Below are 17,302 nucleotides of genomic sequence, written 5' to 3'. Positions count from 1 at the left end.
AAGGCTCTATACCCAAAGAAAACAATCGATATTAATCAACTAAACGAATTATCCTCGCCTTTTTTCAATAACTATGAAGCTTTTGCTAAAGAAGTGCTAGCTTTGGAAGAAGTGGGTATTTTGACGATTGTGAAAAGCGTACAAACTACTTCATATATGCTTCCACGAACTCATAACATCTATCCTTTGTAACGTTTGCAAGAACCGTTACATACTCTAATTGTTCCATTGTACCACCTTCATATTGTAGTGACGCTTCTTTCGCCGTTTCATCTCTATGTGCTATCCAATCACGTTGTTCTTCTCGCAATTTGCTCATCTCTTCAGCAGATAGCTGGTCTTCTAATACACCATAAATCTCATTTAATAAATCGTCCCATTCCTTGTATTGGTTATGTGCAACATCTTTTAAGGCATAGGTAGAACTGTCTACAGCTTCCATCTTTTCTGTTCTTTCATTTGTATTATGTAATTTATTTAGATATGTTTCTTTTAGATTGGTAGTCGAATTAGTAACAGATGAATTTTGTTCTTCTTTTGATTGATTCGACGTCTTTCCATTTTCCAACTCGTTATGCTCATTCTCTTCGTCCGGTATTGTTTCTGGTAAATCTTTCTTAATAGAATCATTGTTAGCTTCGTCTGCATGGTTGTGGAGTGAATGGTTGTTCACAGCACTTTCCGATTGGGCAGATGAACCTTCGCAAGCCGCTAACATTATTATTACTAAAAAAATGAAGATAGATATGCTCTTCTTTTTGTCCATAAAAAATTCCTCCATGATGTAGATAGATTATGAGGGGTGCAAAAGTCACGAGTTCTACTACTTCATGTTAACATAATTATCCTGTTGTGTTGAATGCAGAATGATGTAATTTCTTTTGGAATGATTTGAGCATAGTGCATTCTATGCCCACTTAAAAAAATGGTAGCAGGTTTTGGATTCATGCTTTCCTGATGAGTAGAAAGGTTTATGAGACAATCTATCTTTTCTTCTATTTACTTCAGGCATATTCTCCCTCACTAATCAATATATTTAAAGTAGGTGTTATCCAAATGGATCAACACCTATTTTGAGCATTCTTGAAAGTAAAAATGGGGAGGAATAAGTATGAAATATGAAACACCAAACCAACCGGGTTCCGTCGTGAATTTTAAGGAAAGATATGACAACTATATTGGCGGTGAGTGGACGCCGCCTGTAAAAGGTCAATATTTTGAAAACATGACACCAGTTACCGGTGAAGTGTTTTGTGAAATAGCTCGTTCTACTGCTGACGATGTAGAGCTTGCACTAGATGCTGCCCATAAGGCTGCACCATCATGGGGGAAAACAGCTCCAGCAGAGCGAGCGAATATGTTAAATCAAATAGCTGATCGCATAGAAGAAAATCTAGAAATGCTAGCTGTTGCAGAGTCATGGGATAATGGAAAAGCGGTTCGAGAAACGTTAGCTGCAGACTTACCATTAGCTGTCGACCATTTCCGTTATTTTGCTGGAACTATTCGAGCACAAGAAGGCACGATTAGTCAACTTGATGAGGATACTGTCGCCTATCATTTCCATGAACCACTTGGCGTCGTAGGACAAATCATTCCTTGGAACTTTCCGATATTAATGGCAACGTGGAAGCTTGCCCCAGCACTAGCAGCAGGTAATGCCGTTGTCATCAAGCCTGCAGAACAAACCCCAGCATCCATCCATGTCTTACTTGAACTGATTCAAGATATACTTCCACCTGGTGTAGTCAACGTCGTAAATGGATTCGGCTTAGAAGCAGGTAAACCGTTAGCTTCGAGCAGCCGTATTGCAAAAATTGCCTTTACGGGTGAAACAACAACAGGGCGACTCATTATGCAGTATGCATCTGAGAACATTATTCCCGTCACGTTAGAGCTCGGAGGAAAATCCCCCAATATTTTCTTTAAAGATGTGATGGCACAGGACGATGCTTTTTTAGATAAAGCGATTGAAGGTATGGTGATGTTTGCATTAAACCAAGGGGAAGTTTGTACATGTCCGTCACGTGCTTTGATCCACGAAGATATTTATGAGGCGTTTATCGAGCGAGCTGTAGAGCGTGTCAATGCGATAAAAACGGGTCATCCATTAGATACAGAGACAATGATGGGTGCGCAAGTATCTACCGAACAAATGGAGAAGATCACGTCTTACTTAGATATCGGTAAGCAAGAAGGAGCAAAGGTGCTTATTGGTGGTGAACGAAACCAATTAGATGGCGAGCTTTCAAATGGTTATTATGTCAAGCCAACTATTTTCACAGGGCATAATAAGATGAGAATTTTCCAAGAGGAAATATTTGGCCCTGTGCTTGCTGTGACAACGTTTAAAGATGAAGAAGAAGCGTTGGCTGTTGCCAATGACACATTATATGGCTTAGGCGCAGGTGTTTGGACACGTGATTTTCATAAGGCATATCGACTCGGTCGAGGGATTCAGGCAGGGCGTGTCTGGACGAATACGTATCATGATTATCCTGCTCATGCTGCTTTTGGTGGTTATAAAAAATCAGGAATTGGAAGAGAAAATCATCACATGATGTTATCTCATTATCAACAAACAAAGAACTTGCTCGTAAGCTATAGTACCGAGCCAAAAGGATTTTTCTAATCCTTTAGAAAGGAGGCGGGTGCATGACACAACAAGCAAAGGTCTTGGCAACCGATGAGGCAGTGGCGTTAATGGATCTGTTAAAAGAGAAGCATGGTCCTTTAATGTTCCATCAGTCTGGTGGTTGCTGTGACGGAAGCTCGCCAATGTGCTATCCAAGAGGAGAATTTCGCGTTGGGGATGCTGATATTTTATTAGGTTATATAAATGACAGCCCTTTTTATATGTCGAAGGATCAATATGAATATTGGAAGCATACCCAACTGATTATTGATGTAGTAGAAGGCCGAGGAGGGATGTTTTCTTTGGAAAATCCAGAAGGGAAGCGATTTTTAATTCGGTCGCGAGTATTTGAGTAACATAATAAGGTTTAGATTAGTAAATAAAATATATGATAAAAAAACGAAGCTCAAATTGGGCTTCGTTTTTGCTAATTAGAATTTGATTAACTTAAAAAAGCAGTTTTCTAGAAACGAGCCAAATTAACTTTTTAATTGCGTAGTAGACTATTACTGCGTGATAAAGGTCTACATTTTTAAGTGGCTTGTGAAATAATGAACTTAAATTAACGAGGCGGGTTAGCGGAAAAAGAAAAGGTAAAAGGATAAAATATTAGGAGAGATACAGTTGAGTAAGAAAGCATTTCATAAATATAACCTAATTTTTTTGCTCTTGTTATTTTCATTTAATACATTACCCTTATTTGGGAATGGAATGAGTGAAGGTGAAATACATTCTTATATGTGCTTTGCAACCGGGGTTTCGTATGTCAGTCATCTGGGGTATCTTGTATTTCCTTCTATTTTTACGCCCCAACAAGGCATGGCGAATTTCTTGGTTCCTTATTATGGTAATATTTTTATTTTTCAGGAAATAGGTCTTGGCTCAAAGGTTGGTCTAATGGTAACAAATGGGCCAGATTGCTGAAGAAGAAAAGCAGGATGTTTTATGATAATGGAAAATGTGCTTCCTGTTGAAATAGCTTATGTATTTTTCAATCATATCAACAAATTTGATTTAATTGACGTACATAGCAAGTGAAATGTCGTTCTTTGCTAGTTACAAAGCGACATTAAGTTGGTAAACTAATAACTGTCCCGCTAACAAGGCTGGACACAATCAAGGGGAGATTTATTAATGACGTCTTATACTCGTATTAAATTCCCGGCAGGATTTTGGACAGGATTACGCCAAGTAGGAGTCGCCCCCCATGAAGTGGTTCGAAAAGCAGGGCTTCCACTCACTATTATTAATGAAACAGTTGTCAACGCCAGCCAATATTTCTCAATTTGGCAGGCTTATGCCGATCTCATAGATGACACTGCCAAGGGGATTATCAAGCTTGCGATCGGCTTTGAAACTGTTCATTACCCACCGACCGTACTAGTAGCTTATCACGCTCGTGACTACCGTGACGCACTAACGCGAATGGCTAGGTACAAGCAAATGTGTCCCCCTGAAAACTTACTTATCACCGAGGAAGATGAGCATTGTACAATCGAACTAAAATGGTTATATACTGATCAACCTGGTCCATCGATGCTGATTGGTATCACGTTAGCATTTCTTCTGGAGCTAGGGCGCAGGGGGACAGGTCAACTTTTGACGGCAAAGTCCGTCGAATTTTCACATTCAATGGGCGACGTAGAGCTACTTGAGAATTACTTCGGCTGTCATATCCAGATCGGTGGAAATTGTAACAAATTAACGCTCCATAGAAGTGACTTGGACAGTCCCTTTGTCTCGTACAACAAAGAATTGCTGGAGATTTTGGCTCCTGTATTGGACCAACCTTTGGATGAGCAAGAGCGCAGCAACTCAATCACTGAGATGGTTAAGTGGGTCTTGGAACGTAGCCTGACAGGAGGGCGTCCCGCCATTCAGACTGTCGCAGGCGAGTTGGGGATGAGCAATCGTACATTACAGCGCCGTCTTACTGACGAAGGGACAAGCTTCAAGCATCTTTTAACACAAGTCCGACATGAGCGGGCACGGGAGTACTTAGCAGACCCCTCGCTCGATATAAGCGAGGTGGCCTTCCTAATTGGATATGAAGACCAAAACTCGTTCTACCGGGCTTTTCGCCTTTGGGAAGATGATACTCCTTCAAACTGGCGTACTGAACAATTAAGAAAAACTCAATAAATTGACATGTTTAAAACTGCAATATATATCTTCAAGTAAATTAAAAGGAGAAATGTATGATGGATATGGGATTAAACAATAAAACAGCTTTAGTTACAGGATCAACGAAAGGTATTGGTAAAGCTATTGCCATTGAACTTGCCAAAGAAGGTGTTAATGTACTAATCAATGGACGAAATGATGAAGAGGTAGAACGAATTGTAAATGAAATTAAATCAGATTTCCCGACTACCTATCCTCAAAATGCAACGGCCGATATTGTGGATATTCAACAAAGAGAATCTTTATTTAAAAAACACCCTAATATTGATATTTTAGTTAACAATATGGGTATTTATGAAATCATGCAATATGAGGACGTTGACGATGAAGTATGGGAAAAATACTTTCGCACTAATGTTCTTGCCGCAAATGGATTATCTAAATTTTATTTACCTAAAATGTTGAACAATAATTTTGGAAGAATTATTTTTATTGCGAGTGAGGAAGCAGTTATGCCTTCAGGACAGATGCCTCAGTATTGTATGACAAAATCAATGCTATTATCGTTGTCAAAAAGCTTATCTAAATTAACAACAGGAAAAGAAGTCACAGTCAATACGGTCATGCCAGGACCAACACTCTCTGAAAACGTGCATCAAATAATTGAGGGTATATACCCTAATGAAGATATGACTTTTTCAGAAAAAGAGAAAGAATTTATGATTACAAACCTGCCTCAATCTGAAATACAGAGATTTATCAGGCCAACTGAAATAGGCAGGCTAATTACATTTATGTGTAGTCCTTATGCATCCGCATTTAAAGGGTCTCCAATCCGCATGGATGGCGGACTGGTACCGACTATTTTTTAGCACTCTTCCTATATGGTAGAGAACTCCGAATAACAGCCTCTCCTATAGTACCTTCTTTTTCATAGTTATAAGCTGTATCTAAAAATTATTTTAATCCTTCAGATGATGAAAATTTTTGAAAATTCTTGAATGGAATAAGTTGCAACGGAAAACATAAAAAAGTACTGGTAGACAAAGAATTTTCTGGAGATATAGCATGCATGGAAAACAACGATAGAAGGAGCTGGAAGAAGTTGAAGATAAAAGCAGCTGTTACACACAACCAGGAAGAAGACTTCATCATTGAGGAAGTGGAGTTATCCGAACCGAAGGCAAACGAAGTGTTAGTGAAAATTGTTGCTACCGGTGTCTGTCACACAGACGCGGTTGCTCGTGACGGTGGAATGACTCCCTATCCTGCTGTACTAGGACACGAAGGAGCGGGAATAGTGGAGAAAACAGGTAGTGGAGTGAAAACTGTACAGCAAGGGGATCATGTTGTTTTATCGTTTGCCCACTGTGGTCATTGTGAAAATTGTCTTACAGGACATCCGACGGTATGTACGGATTTTAATACACTGAATTTTGGTGGAAAAATGGAGGATCAGACACACCGTTTACATAAGGAAGGAAACGACCTTTCTACCTTTTTCGGACAGTCCTCTTTTGGTACCTATGCTGTTGCGAATGAACGAAACATAGTGAAAGTGGACAAGGATGTGGATCTCTCCTTATTAGGACCTTTAGGTTGTGGGATTCAAACAGGTAGCGGCACAATATTAAACCACCTAAAGCCGGAGTTCGGAACCTCTATTGTTATTTACGGTGCAGGGGCCGTAGGCTTGAGTGCAATAATGGCGGCAAAAATAACGAGCTGCAAACATATTATTGCTGTTGACCTTCATGACAGCCGGTTAAAGATTGCGAGAGAACTGGGGGCTACACACGCTATTAATGGAAGAGATGGAGATGTAGTGGACCAAATCAAGGAGATAACAAATGGAGGAGCCCATTACGGTGTGGAAACAACAGGTGTACCGTCAGTTGTCCGCCAAGGTCTTCAAGCACTTCGACCTCTTGGGAAGCTTGCAATCGTAGGAGCAACTCCGGAAGTGAACATTGATGTTCATGAAGAAATTATGGCCGAAGGAAAAACAATGGTCGGGGTTGTGGAAGGTGATTCGGTACCTCAGGTGTTTATACCGAAGCTGTTGGAATACTATAAGGAAGGATTATTCCCGTTTGATAAATTAGTGAAATTTTACGAGTTCGATGATATCAACCAGGCATTCGAAGATTCAAAAAGGGGTATGGCGATTAAGCCTATATTAAAAATTAGCTGATCATATGTTGTTTAATCAGGTAACAAGCATTCACTTTATAAGTGAATGCTTGTTTCAGCTGAAGTGCCTGATCGTAAAAAAAATCGCGCTTACCTCTATTATAAATCATAGATATAAGTTCAGGACTTCCATTATTGGGTCACCTATCTTTTCAAGTACTATCAAAACATAGATTAACCAAATCACCAAAACAGATATATATATACTATATCGCTGTACAGTGTCAGCCATAGCTAAGTGAGATTAGAGCCCCGTTTTTTAATTGGTCTATCACCTGCTTTTGTAAATCTGTGTACAAAGGTAATTTATCCTCGTCATCCCTTTCTCATCTGAGCCAAAGTTTACCATTTATAGTCCAAACACAAGGATAAGAGAAGGTTTGCCAATCGATTAACTCCCCTCCAATAGCTAACCAATTTTCTTAATAACACAATAAATGCAGTTCTATAATTATTAGATAATTAGAACTATTAGTAGTTAGCTTATCTAACTAAATAAACCAACAAACCTAGTAAAAAAGTAATGTTTTAATTGTTAAAACCTCATATTTTGTTAATTATTAGAGGTTTTTGTCGATATAAGTCATGTGGACTTATATTAGGAGGTGAAGCCGAATTGGTTAGTTTAGCTACTAATCTAGTAAAAATGATAAAGCAATTAGGATGTGATCAGGCGTTTGGTGTTCCAGGAAAACCAGTTACCCCATTAATTCTAGAAATGGAAAAGCAAGGTATTAACTTTGTGCTCTCACGACATGAATGTGGCGCTGGTTACATGGCGACTGGCTATGCATTACAAAACCAATCACTTGGTGTTGCAATCGGGACGTCTGGTCCAGGTGGAACGAACTTACTGACTGCAGCTGGTCAGGCGAAGGCATTTAATGCACCAGTATTATTTATTACCGGTCATCCACCATTGGGAGACAGTGGTAAAGCGCTTGGACAAGATTCCAGTATATTTGGAACCAATCTTGTGGAGTTATTCAAACCACTGACGCTTTTTAGTGCTAGAGTAGATGATGCTTCACTATTATCGAGTTATTTGCAGCATGCTTTGCAAAAGGCCTTAACAGGTAAGATGGGTCCAGTCCACTTATCTATCCCACTTGATATTTTAACGCAAGAGATGCCAAGCATTGACATGCCAAACTGGGATATAGTCGATAACACTATTTCAGCTAATTTAGGCCAAGTGAAAGAAGTGTTGGAATCGGCACAGAGGCCTGTAATCTTAGTTGGGAAAGGCGTACATCGGGCAAGAGCCTATCAGGAGCTTCAACAGTTTGCAGAAAATTGGCAGATACCTGTAATGACCACACCAGGTGGCAAAGGAACCTTTCCAACCCAGCATCCGCTATCTCTCGGTAGCTTCGGTTTAGGGGGTACTGCAGCAGCAGAGGCGTATGTGAAAGAAGGGACTGACGTAATGGTCGTGATTGGGACCCGGTTGTCCGATATGTCGACGGCTGGTCTAACGCCTGATCTATACCCTAAGCACATTATTCAATTTGATCAAGATGAGACCTTTGTTGGAAAAACCGTTTTGCTTGATACAACGCTGATCAAAGGTGACGCCAAGCAAAATTTATCTCAGCTCGTTACTTACTATGCACCTGAGCGTCCTGTAGACAAACTTGACCTATCCACTTACTGGGTAGAGGAAAAGAAAGACAGACAATTAGTAGCCAATAGCGATCCAGAAGGCGGCCGAATTTCAACAGCAACGGCTATGTTAAAGCTAAGAGATTACTTGCCAAATGATACAATTGTCTTTGGAGATGATGGTAGCCATACCTTTTATGGTATTAAGTATTTTGATACAAGGGTACCAGGTACTTTTTATTTTGATGACGTCTTTGGAGCAATGGGACATGGACTTGGATTGGCCATCGGTGCTTCCTTAGTCAATCAAGATCAGCCAATAGTATGTTTTGTTGGCGATGGTTGTTTAATGATGCATGGAATGGAGCTGTCAGCTGCTGTTGACCAACAGGCGAATATTACCTTTGTCGTGTTTAACAATGGCATGCTTGACATGGTCGACAAGGGGATGAAAAATGGCCTTGGTCAGTCAGCAGGAACGAGATACAGTTACGGGATTAATGCGACACAATTTGGTGAGTCGCTAGGTATTAACAGTACTAGATGTCAAACGATTAATGAAATGGAGACAGCAGTGAAGCAAGCAATGGATACAGCTGGTCCATCTGTAGTTGAGCTTCTAACATGGAAAGAAGAGGTACCACCTACATTGAAAAGAGGTTAATTATTTTTATATTGGAGTGATCGAAGTGGAGGATAAGCAAGCGTTTGGTTGGAAGAAGATAGAAGAATTAGCAGGTCAGCAAGGTATTGATGCCATGAAGGCAGTAGAATCTTTTTCTCCTCGCTTAGCTAAGCTTGCATTGGAGTTTGGCTATGCAGATGTCTACGCTGATGACAGCTTAGATTTAAAGCAAAGGGCACTTGTGACACTCTCTTCATTAATTACGCAAGGCGATGTTGGAAGAGGCTTGCATTATCATTTTCGAGCGGCACTAAATGTTGGAGTGGAAAAAGCACAAATCTTAGAAGTCATTAATCACTGTAGTGCATATGCAGGCTTTCCAAAAGCGATTCATGCATTACATATATTTAAAGAAGTATTAGATCAATACGAAACAAAATAATTAGGAGGCATTCCCCATGAGTAAATACGAAACAAAAGAATACAAAGATGTGTTTTATTTCAAGTATAAAGAAATGGCGGCTACAGTTGAGGAAGCAAAGCAACAGGCTGATTTCGTTCGGTCACAATTGCAAAAGCCACATATCACGAAATTTTTAAATGATAATAGCTTAATTGACACGGTTGCGAAACCGGAGGTAAATGAAGTCTGGGGGCAATTGATGGCAGATGTAGCTAAATATGTGGAGAAGAACGCAAATATTGCGCCAAATGTGACACTAAAAATGCAACTTAACCGCCTATCCCGTTCATCTGGAACCAAAGACAGTGTAAAGGCATTTACCAGTCTTGAGGAAGCATTGAAGTTCCTAGATGTCGAAGAAATGGAAATATAATAAGGTAGATGAATGATGAAAAAAAGTTTAATGTCAATTCCCAAAAATAAAAGTAACCTATATTTTATCGTCTATTCATTAATAATTGCTTTGCTATCCATGCTAACAATGGTTCTAATGCTGGATCTCTTATCTTTTACTAGTACAAGTGTTTATTTTGTCATTAGTGTAATCGTGCTTATCGCCTTGACTATTGGATTGGCTCTTTTGTTCATTAGGTTTCAACCTGCCGCTGCTAAGGACGTGCAAGTAGCAGATGAGACGGTAACAAAACAATCAAGTCTTGATCAAGAAACAAAAGAGCTTTCGGCCCAAACAGCGGCTACGGCAGGACAATTAATGTCCACAACAAAAGAATCCAGCGATGCAGTAGCGGAAATCTCGTCTACGATGCAAGAAATGGCTGCTGGAGCTGATACGCAAGCTAATGAAATTCATGAAGTGAATGAAACTTCCGGTCAAATCTTCTTTAGCTTACAGGAAATTGTGGAGAGCATTAATTTTGTTTCTGAAACATCTAAGCAGGCGATCAGCCAATCGAAAAATGGTGATTTGGCAGTTGCTAAGATTATGAAACAAATGGAACTCATTGGTGATCAAGTAAAACAATCGATTGATGTAGTTCATCAGCTTGATCAAAAAACAAATCAGGTCGGCGAAATTTTATCTTTGATAACAGATATTTCTAGTCAGACGAACCTGTTAGCATTAAATGCTGCCATTGAAGCTGCCCGTGCAGGAGAGCATGGAAAAGGATTTTCTGTTGTTGCAGATGAGGTTAGAAAATTGGCTGAACAAACGAATGATGCAACAAGTAAAACACAGGGCTTGATTCAAGAAATCCAAGCAGGTACAGCAGAAGTGACGAAGGTAATCTCAGAAGGCGGACAGTCGATTAAAGATGGCGCAGCCTTAAATGAAGATGTTAAGGAAGTCTTCCAAGATATCGCATCGAATATTGATGAGGTGGACGAATTCATTCAAGATTTAAACACAGCAATTAGTGATGTGACGACCAATATGGAACATGTGACTCAATCTATTGAGAAAGTGTCAGAAGAGGTAAGTAGTTCAACTGCCAATATCGAGAATATTGTTGCGGTTATCGAACAGTTAAATGCTTCTATGCAAGAAGTATCAGGCTCCGCACATATGCTTTCTGATATTGCCAATAATTTAAATGATAAAGTGAAGTAATAGAGAACTAAAGAATAACATGTGATGATAAAATTCTTTGCTCTAGAATTTTCTCAAAGGGATGATGTGTATAGGATATCATCCCTTTGTTTGGCTATTTTTTTCACAATTTGAAGAACTGATAAATAGATATTAATTTCATAGCACATTTAGTTTTTCTTTGATAAGGGTACCGCTCACCTATATACTAACAGTGGTACCCTTATTAGCTTTTGAAATTTATCCAAAAGCTGGAATACAGTCCGTTACAATGACTATCATCGTATAATGCATATACTCCGAAGCTATCAATCCCTACATATAGCAGCAGGACATCTAGAGAATCTGTCCTTAGTACCGTACATAAGTCACTCCATACATAAGTCAGCTCATTTACGTCACCATGTTTTTTCTAAAAAAGTATTGCACCTACAGTTACGTGAGGTATTATAATTGGATGTAAGAACTGGAGAGGGAAGATTATCATGACAAATCAAACTTACTTGATTGGGGAATTTTCTAAGCGAACTGGTATATCGATTAGAACCCTTCATTATTATGATGAAATTGGTCTGCTTCAGCCTGAAAAGCATTCAAGTTCTGGTCATCGTATGTATAAGGATGAAGATATTATTACATTGCAGAAAATTGTTAGCCTAAAATTCCTTGGCTATAGTTTGGAGAAAATAAGTGAACTGTTACATCAATCAAGCTTTACAGTAAGCTTAAATAGCACACTAAATCTCCACATGCAAAAGTTAGAAGAAGAAAAAGCCCATATTGAAAGGTCATTAGCTGCCATAAGAAGGACGATCACTATTCTGGAGGATGAAAGAGAAGTAGATAGTTCTGTATTATTGACATTAATTAGCAATATGCAGACAGAACAGCACCAGAAAGAATGGTTGAGGAAATACCAATTAGCGGAAGTGGCAGAGATCTTTGACCAAAGATCTGAGGAAGAAAAAATAGCGATTGATAAAGAGTATATCAAAGTAGCAAAAGGGTTAAAAAAGTTATATGGAAAAGCTGTTGAGGACAAAGAAGTACAGAAACTAGTTAAATCTTACATGGAAGCAGTCTTAACATTTATAGGAGAAGACGTTCTGGCAGAATTGGGAAAAATGAATGTAGAAATAGAAAACTTAAGTGAACTAGAGGAGTTGGTTACAACCCCATTTACCAAAGAAGAGGAAGAATGGTTAATACAAGCAATGGATTATTACTTTGAGAAAATGAGCTATTATGAGCCAGATAATGAAAATGAGTAGGAGCTATAAAAATATGAAAAATAATCAAGGATTAAAACCTTTTCTATTACTGATACAATCAACCAATATTCCTAAACTAGCATTAACTTTCGGGTTAATAGGAAGTATTATTACAACGCTGATTGGATTGACAATACCGATTCTGACTGGTGAACTGGTTGATGGCTTTTCATTTGAATCGTTAAGTACAGGAATTATTATTGCCATTGCAGCTGTGTTTATTTTACAGGCAGTTACTGATGGTGTATCTACCTATTTACTGGCATATGTCGGGCAGAAGATTGTCGCAAGGCTACGTGAGAGTATGTGGGGAAAGCTGATCCGTCTTCCGATTCGTTACTTTGATAAACAGGCAAGTGGGGAATCCGTTAGCCGGGTTGTGAACGATACCGGAATCGTAAAAGATTTAATTACCCAGCATTTTCCTCAATTTATTAGTGGGATTATTTCTATTATTGGAGCCATCACTATTTTACTTATTATGGATTGGAAAATGACGTTGATTATGCTGGTATCTGTACCTGTTACAATGGCAGTAATGATTCCATTAGGGTCTAAAATGGCGAAAGTATCTCGAGGACTACAGGATGAAACAGCAACATTCACAGGATCGATTCAACAGACAATCAGTGAAATTCGTTTAATGAAAGCATCTACTGCTGAATCCGTGGAGAAACAAAAGGGAGAAGCAGGTATTACTCGTTTATTTCAATTTGGATTAAAGGAAGCACGTATTTTTGCATTGATTGGCCCCATTATGTATACAGTGATGATGATGGTTATCGTTATAATTATTGGTTATGGGGGAATTCGCGTTGCGGAAGGATCGATGTCTACAGGTTCACTAGTAGCGTTTTTACTATATCTATTTCAAATTATCTTCCCAATTACTTCTTTTGCGATGTTCTTCACCCAATTACAGAAGGCTAAAGGAGCAACAGAAAGAATTATTGATATTCTTCATTTATCTGATGAGAGCGGACAGGATGGAATCGAGATGGATATATCCAATCAACCAATCATTGTTTCCGATGTTTCGTTTACCTACGAGGAAGGAGAAACAGTCCTACAAAATGTATCCTTTAACGCAAATCCTGGGGAAATGATTGCTTTTGCAGGTCCGAGTGGTGGTGGGAAGTCAACGATATTCGCCTTGATCGAAAGGTATTATCTGCCGGACTCTGGTGAAATTTTAGTTGGAGATACACCTATTCACCAACTATCTTTATCGTCATGGCGCAGTCAAATCGGTTATGTATCTCAAGAAAGTGCGATTATGGCAGGGACTATTCGTGAGAATTTAACCTATGGCATGCCTGAAGCTGAGCGTATTCAAGATGAACAGTTATGGGAAGTTGCGAAAATGGCCTATGCAGACGGATTTATCAAAGAATTTAATCAAGGTTTAGATACCGAAGTCGGGGAAAGAGGAATTAAACTTTCTGGAGGTCAAAGGCAGCGGATTAATATAGCAAGAGCATTTTTGCGAAATCCTAAAATTTTAATGATGGATGAAGCAACAGCCAGTTTAGACAGTCAGTCAGAGGGAATTGTTCAAGCAGCGTTGACAAGGTTAATGGAAGGGCGAACCGCTTTTGTTATTGCCCATCGACTATCAACCATTGTGAATGCTGACAAGATTATTTTTATCGAAAATGGTAAAGTAACCGGAACTGGTACCCACCAGGAACTAGTAGATCAACATGCTTTATATAGAGAGTTTGCAGAACAGCAATTAACATAAGATTTTGCAACAGCTTAAATCAAAAAAGTCGTAGTTCCATTAACTGCGACTTTTTATGTTACATCCATCTATAAATATGATTTTATCACTGCCTCAAAGTCTTTATTTATTACATCGTTAAACGCTACATTAATCAACACTCGGTCTCCATTCTTTAAACCGAGAACCGGATAATAACTGGCGACAGGGCTTTTGCGAGTTTTCACTTTTTCATACGTAATATGTTCAATGTCTTCTTTTTTAACAATCTTTTTTTCTCTCAAATTTAACACAATGGCATGCGTATATATCGAGATGCTTTCATGACGCTTGAATAAAAGTAGATATAAGCCAATCAGTAAGAAAATAACGCCAATGATAATAAGCATTGCTTTAGCATAAATAAAATTCGCCCCAACAAAAGCAAGAATACCTAAAATTGCAAATACAATCCCGTTCTTTCTACTGTCTGTTTTAGACTTATACAGAAGATCACCATATTCATTCACGATTACCACTCCTTTCCTTCGACTTTTATAGGCGTATTATAATACTATCACGGTTGGGTGCTACAAGCTATAAACCCTGAGATATTTAGGACTTTTTTACAGGGTCTAAACAATTAGCGCTTGTAAATAGCAGCTCTGCACCAATTATTATATTTAATGACAAAAGTAACTATGCATGAAAAATGGATATGGAATAATGGAAGTAACAATAAATGAAAGGGTGAGCATAGTGACGATTGCTTCTATGCAAGGCGTAGTGAAACGGTATGGTTCTGACGTAGTACTTGACTATATTGATCTTGATATTTATGAAGGGGAAATTGTCGGTTTACTTGGTCCTAACGGGGCAGGGAAAACGACGTTGATTCAAACATTAACAGGAATGATCCCTTTTGAAAGAGGGAGTCTAGAACTTTTTGGACAGTCTAAAAATCCATTCTCCCATCAAAATAAGGAAAGAATTGGTCTTGTTACCCAGGAGATTACGGTATTTGAAGAGTTGACAGTAAAGGAAAATTTACAATTCTTTGCTGGAGTCTATGGATTAAAAGGCAATGAGAAGAAAAAAAGAGTAGAAGAAGCACTCGAATTTGTCGGATTAGGAGATAAAGGGGGTAAGTTCCCTACCAAGTTTTCTGGAGGAATGAAACGGCGGTTAAATATTGCTTGTGCGCTGACACATCAGCCAAAGCTCCTCATTATGGATGAACCAACTGTTGGTATTGATCCACAGTCAAGAAATTATATTTTAGAAGCAGTAAAAAAATTAAGAGAGAATGGTACAACGATTTTATATACAACCCACTATATGGAGGAGGTTCAGACGATTGCTTCCAGGGTAGTGATCATGGATCAAGGTCAAATCATTAAAGAAGGTACGGTTGAGGAGTTAATTCAAACGGTCCAGCATGAAGAAAAGATCAAGATCGATGTGACCGATCCAGGGAAGATTCCTGTGAATGACCTAAAAGATATTGCTGGAGTAAAAAATGTGATGGTATCTGGAAGTCAAATCACTATTATTTCAGCGTTTAATGCGGGTAATTTAGATCGAATTATCTCCGTTGTGAAGGAGCATGCAGGGGTGCTTGGAATCCATGCTGATAAACCAGATTTGGAAGATGTCTTTTTAACGCTAACAGGAAAGCAGTTAAGGGATGAGGGGGAAGGATCATGAGAGTTCTTTCAACTGTTAAATTTACAGCATTAAGAATGCTAAGGAATTATATCGTTTTATTACTACTCCTTGTCGTCCCGATTATTTTGATTACGGTATTTTCTTTTATTCTAGAAGGTGCTGTTACAGAAGCAGGAGTACCGTATACAAATGAAAATGCCATGACATTAGTGCTTGTATTTCAGCTATTTGGTGGTGCGATTGTCATGTCTTATATTTATAATGACTTCTTTACAGCAACTAAATTTCGACTATATTCGATACCCTTTAATAGCATAATGTATGCTTTCTCCATCATGATGTGTGGAACTATTTTTTCACTATTTCTAGGAGTTATGTTAATGGCATATACGCAATTTGTTTTAGGGGTTGTTTGGGAGCATTGGATATGGACGATCTATGTTCTTTTCTTAATGGCCATTTTGTCTGTTATTGTCTGTCTAATCTTCACCTTCTCTGTAAAAAACTTTAAAATAGCGGAACGATTAAGTGAAGTATATGGTGTGGGCTTTATTGTATTAGCGGGATTATTTTTTCCTATGCCTGAGAATGCATTTTTTGATTTTTTCGGATCCTATGGTAATCCGCTAACGTTATCATTAGGGGCTATAGATGAAATGAACCGATCTAATCCAGGAGAGGCTTGGTTTTTAGCGAATATTCTCTTAGTTGCGATTGTTATCTTATTTATCGTTATGCTTATGCTAGGTAGGAGGAGGATTTCATGACGATTTTTCAGTTTGCATTGAAAAGAAGTCTTCGTGATAAAACGAATATTATATTACTCACGCTTTTTCCAATAGCTTGTATTTTTTTACCTGAAGGGGATGTTTGGCCCTTCCTTCCATATGGCTATCAATATTTTGGTATTCTGATTTTATTCATTGGTATACGTTTGGCAACGATTATTCTCGAGGATCGTGTAAAAGGAGTAGTGAAACGCTTAGCAGTGACGCCTATTACCCATTTTCACTATTTAAGCCAAAATCTATTAGCCTATGTCATTATTTTGAGTGTGCAATGCATGATTGTCGTGTTTGGAGGCGTCCTTTTTGGCCAAGAGCTATATCAGCCACTCTGGTTGTTACTTTTATATATATCCTTTAGTTTTGCTTCGCTTGCTATTGCCTTGGCATGGATTTCGATTTATCGTAGGAAAGAGATATCCTTTCTTGTTTATATGTCACTCATCTTCTTAATAGTCTTACTTGGTGGATTAATGATACCAATAGAAATATTCCCTGATCTATTAAAAAGTATTGCCGTTATTTTTCCGACTTTCTGGCTAACAGAAGGGCTAGATTGGATTGTTTTTGGAGAAGATATCCTCGATTTCCTACTAATTATTGGTGTACTATGGTTGTATACAGTGATTTTTCTCATAATTGGCAGCATAAGAAAAATCTATTAATAAGGCGAGGGGATCAG

The 17,302-nt window shown here is 38.6% G+C and carries 17 protein-coding genes; 15 read left to right on the top strand and 2 right to left on the bottom strand.

Annotated features, from left to right (window positions below):
• Positions 1-145 precede the first annotated feature (145 nt).
• Positions 146-766, bottom strand: a complete 621-nt coding sequence (locus tag ACTNEP_RS18920) for a lysozyme inhibitor LprI family protein (RefSeq protein WP_441163522.1) — start codon at positions 764-766, stop codon at positions 146-148.
• A gap of 345 nt (positions 767-1,111) precedes the next feature.
• Between ACTNEP_RS18920 and adh the strand changes: the two genes are divergently transcribed.
• From adh to ACTNEP_RS18860, 12 genes are all read left to right on the top strand, one after another.
• A complete protein-coding gene (gene adh / locus ACTNEP_RS18915) occupies positions 1,112-2,632 on the top strand; it encodes an aldehyde dehydrogenase (protein ID WP_441163521.1) in 1,521 nt (506 codons plus the stop codon).
• Positions 2,633-2,655: 23 nt separating this feature from the next.
• Entirely contained in the window at positions 2,656-2,991 is a 336-nt protein-coding gene (locus tag ACTNEP_RS18910; protein ID WP_441163520.1) for a DUF779 domain-containing protein, read from the top strand.
• Between the two features lie 268 nt (positions 2,992-3,259).
• Entirely contained in the window at positions 3,260-3,559 is a 300-nt protein-coding gene (locus ACTNEP_RS18905; protein WP_441163519.1) for a hypothetical protein, read from the top strand.
• A 210-nt stretch (positions 3,560-3,769) separates the two neighbouring features.
• Entirely contained in the window at positions 3,770-4,777 is a 1,008-nt protein-coding gene (locus ACTNEP_RS18900) for a helix-turn-helix domain-containing protein (protein ID WP_441163518.1), read from the top strand.
• Positions 4,778-4,836: 59 nt separating this feature from the next.
• Positions 4,837-5,631 carry an SDR family NAD(P)-dependent oxidoreductase gene (locus ACTNEP_RS18895; RefSeq protein ID WP_441163517.1) on the top strand — a complete coding sequence of 265 codons (795 nt, stop codon included), beginning with the start codon at positions 4,837-4,839 and terminating at the stop codon, positions 5,629-5,631.
• A 233-nt stretch (positions 5,632-5,864) separates the two neighbouring features.
• Positions 5,865-6,953: an NAD(P)-dependent alcohol dehydrogenase gene (locus ACTNEP_RS18890; RefSeq protein WP_441163516.1), complete on the top strand. Its 1,089-nt coding sequence runs from the start codon at positions 5,865-5,867 to the stop codon at positions 6,951-6,953.
• Positions 6,954-7,568: 615 nt separating this feature from the next.
• Positions 7,569-9,221, top strand: coding sequence for a thiamine pyrophosphate-binding protein (locus tag ACTNEP_RS18885; protein WP_441163515.1), 1,653 nt, complete (start codon positions 7,569-7,571; stop codon positions 9,219-9,221).
• Between the two features lie 25 nt (positions 9,222-9,246).
• Complete coding sequence (locus tag ACTNEP_RS18880; RefSeq protein WP_441163514.1) at positions 9,247-9,624, top strand: carboxymuconolactone decarboxylase family protein; 378 nt, start codon at positions 9,247-9,249, stop codon at positions 9,622-9,624.
• Positions 9,625-9,640: 16 nt separating this feature from the next.
• Positions 9,641-10,018, top strand: coding sequence for a hypothetical protein (locus ACTNEP_RS18875; protein WP_441163513.1), 378 nt, complete (start codon positions 9,641-9,643; stop codon positions 10,016-10,018).
• A gap of 15 nt (positions 10,019-10,033) precedes the next feature.
• A complete protein-coding gene (locus ACTNEP_RS18870; RefSeq protein ID WP_441163512.1) occupies positions 10,034-11,215 on the top strand; it encodes a methyl-accepting chemotaxis protein in 1,182 nt (393 codons plus the stop codon).
• A 464-nt stretch (positions 11,216-11,679) separates the two neighbouring features.
• On the top strand, positions 11,680-12,465 hold the full coding sequence (locus ACTNEP_RS18865; protein WP_441163511.1) for a MerR family transcriptional regulator: 786 nt from the start codon (positions 11,680-11,682) through the stop codon (positions 12,463-12,465).
• A gap of 13 nt (positions 12,466-12,478) precedes the next feature.
• Positions 12,479-14,209, top strand: a complete 1,731-nt coding sequence (locus ACTNEP_RS18860; RefSeq protein ID WP_441163510.1) for an ABC transporter ATP-binding protein — start codon at positions 12,479-12,481, stop codon at positions 14,207-14,209.
• Positions 14,210-14,277: 68 nt separating this feature from the next.
• On the opposite strand, the gene ACTNEP_RS18855 is transcribed toward ACTNEP_RS18860, so the two are convergent.
• Positions 14,278-14,697, bottom strand: coding sequence for a hypothetical protein (locus ACTNEP_RS18855; RefSeq protein WP_441163509.1), 420 nt, complete (start codon positions 14,695-14,697; stop codon positions 14,278-14,280).
• Positions 14,698-14,893: 196 nt separating this feature from the next.
• Between ACTNEP_RS18855 and ACTNEP_RS18850 the strand changes: the two genes are divergently transcribed.
• The 3 genes from ACTNEP_RS18850 to ACTNEP_RS18840 are packed head-to-tail and all read left to right on the top strand — an operon-like array spanning position 14,894 to position 17,285.
• Positions 14,894-15,874, top strand: a complete 981-nt coding sequence (locus ACTNEP_RS18850) for an ABC transporter ATP-binding protein (protein WP_441163508.1) — start codon at positions 14,894-14,896, stop codon at positions 15,872-15,874.
• Complete coding sequence (locus ACTNEP_RS18845) at positions 15,871-16,602, top strand: ABC transporter permease (RefSeq protein WP_441163507.1); 732 nt, start codon at positions 15,871-15,873, stop codon at positions 16,600-16,602. The genes ACTNEP_RS18850 and ACTNEP_RS18845 overlap by 4 nt, the downstream gene beginning before the upstream one ends.
• Positions 16,599-17,285: an ABC transporter permease gene (locus ACTNEP_RS18840; RefSeq protein WP_441163506.1), complete on the top strand. Its 687-nt coding sequence runs from the start codon at positions 16,599-16,601 to the stop codon at positions 17,283-17,285. Before ACTNEP_RS18845 ends, ACTNEP_RS18840 begins: the two co-directional genes overlap by 4 nt.
• Positions 17,286-17,302: the final 17 nt, after the last annotated feature.

Origin of the sequence: Gracilibacillus sp. HCP3S3_G5_2 (assembly GCF_052063305.1) — a bacterium.
Taxonomy (GTDB): Bacteria; Bacillota; Bacilli; order Bacillales; family Amphibacillaceae; genus Gracilibacillus.
Note: the sequence above shows the minus strand (reverse complement) of the source record. Positions and strands in the feature narration are given on the sequence as shown.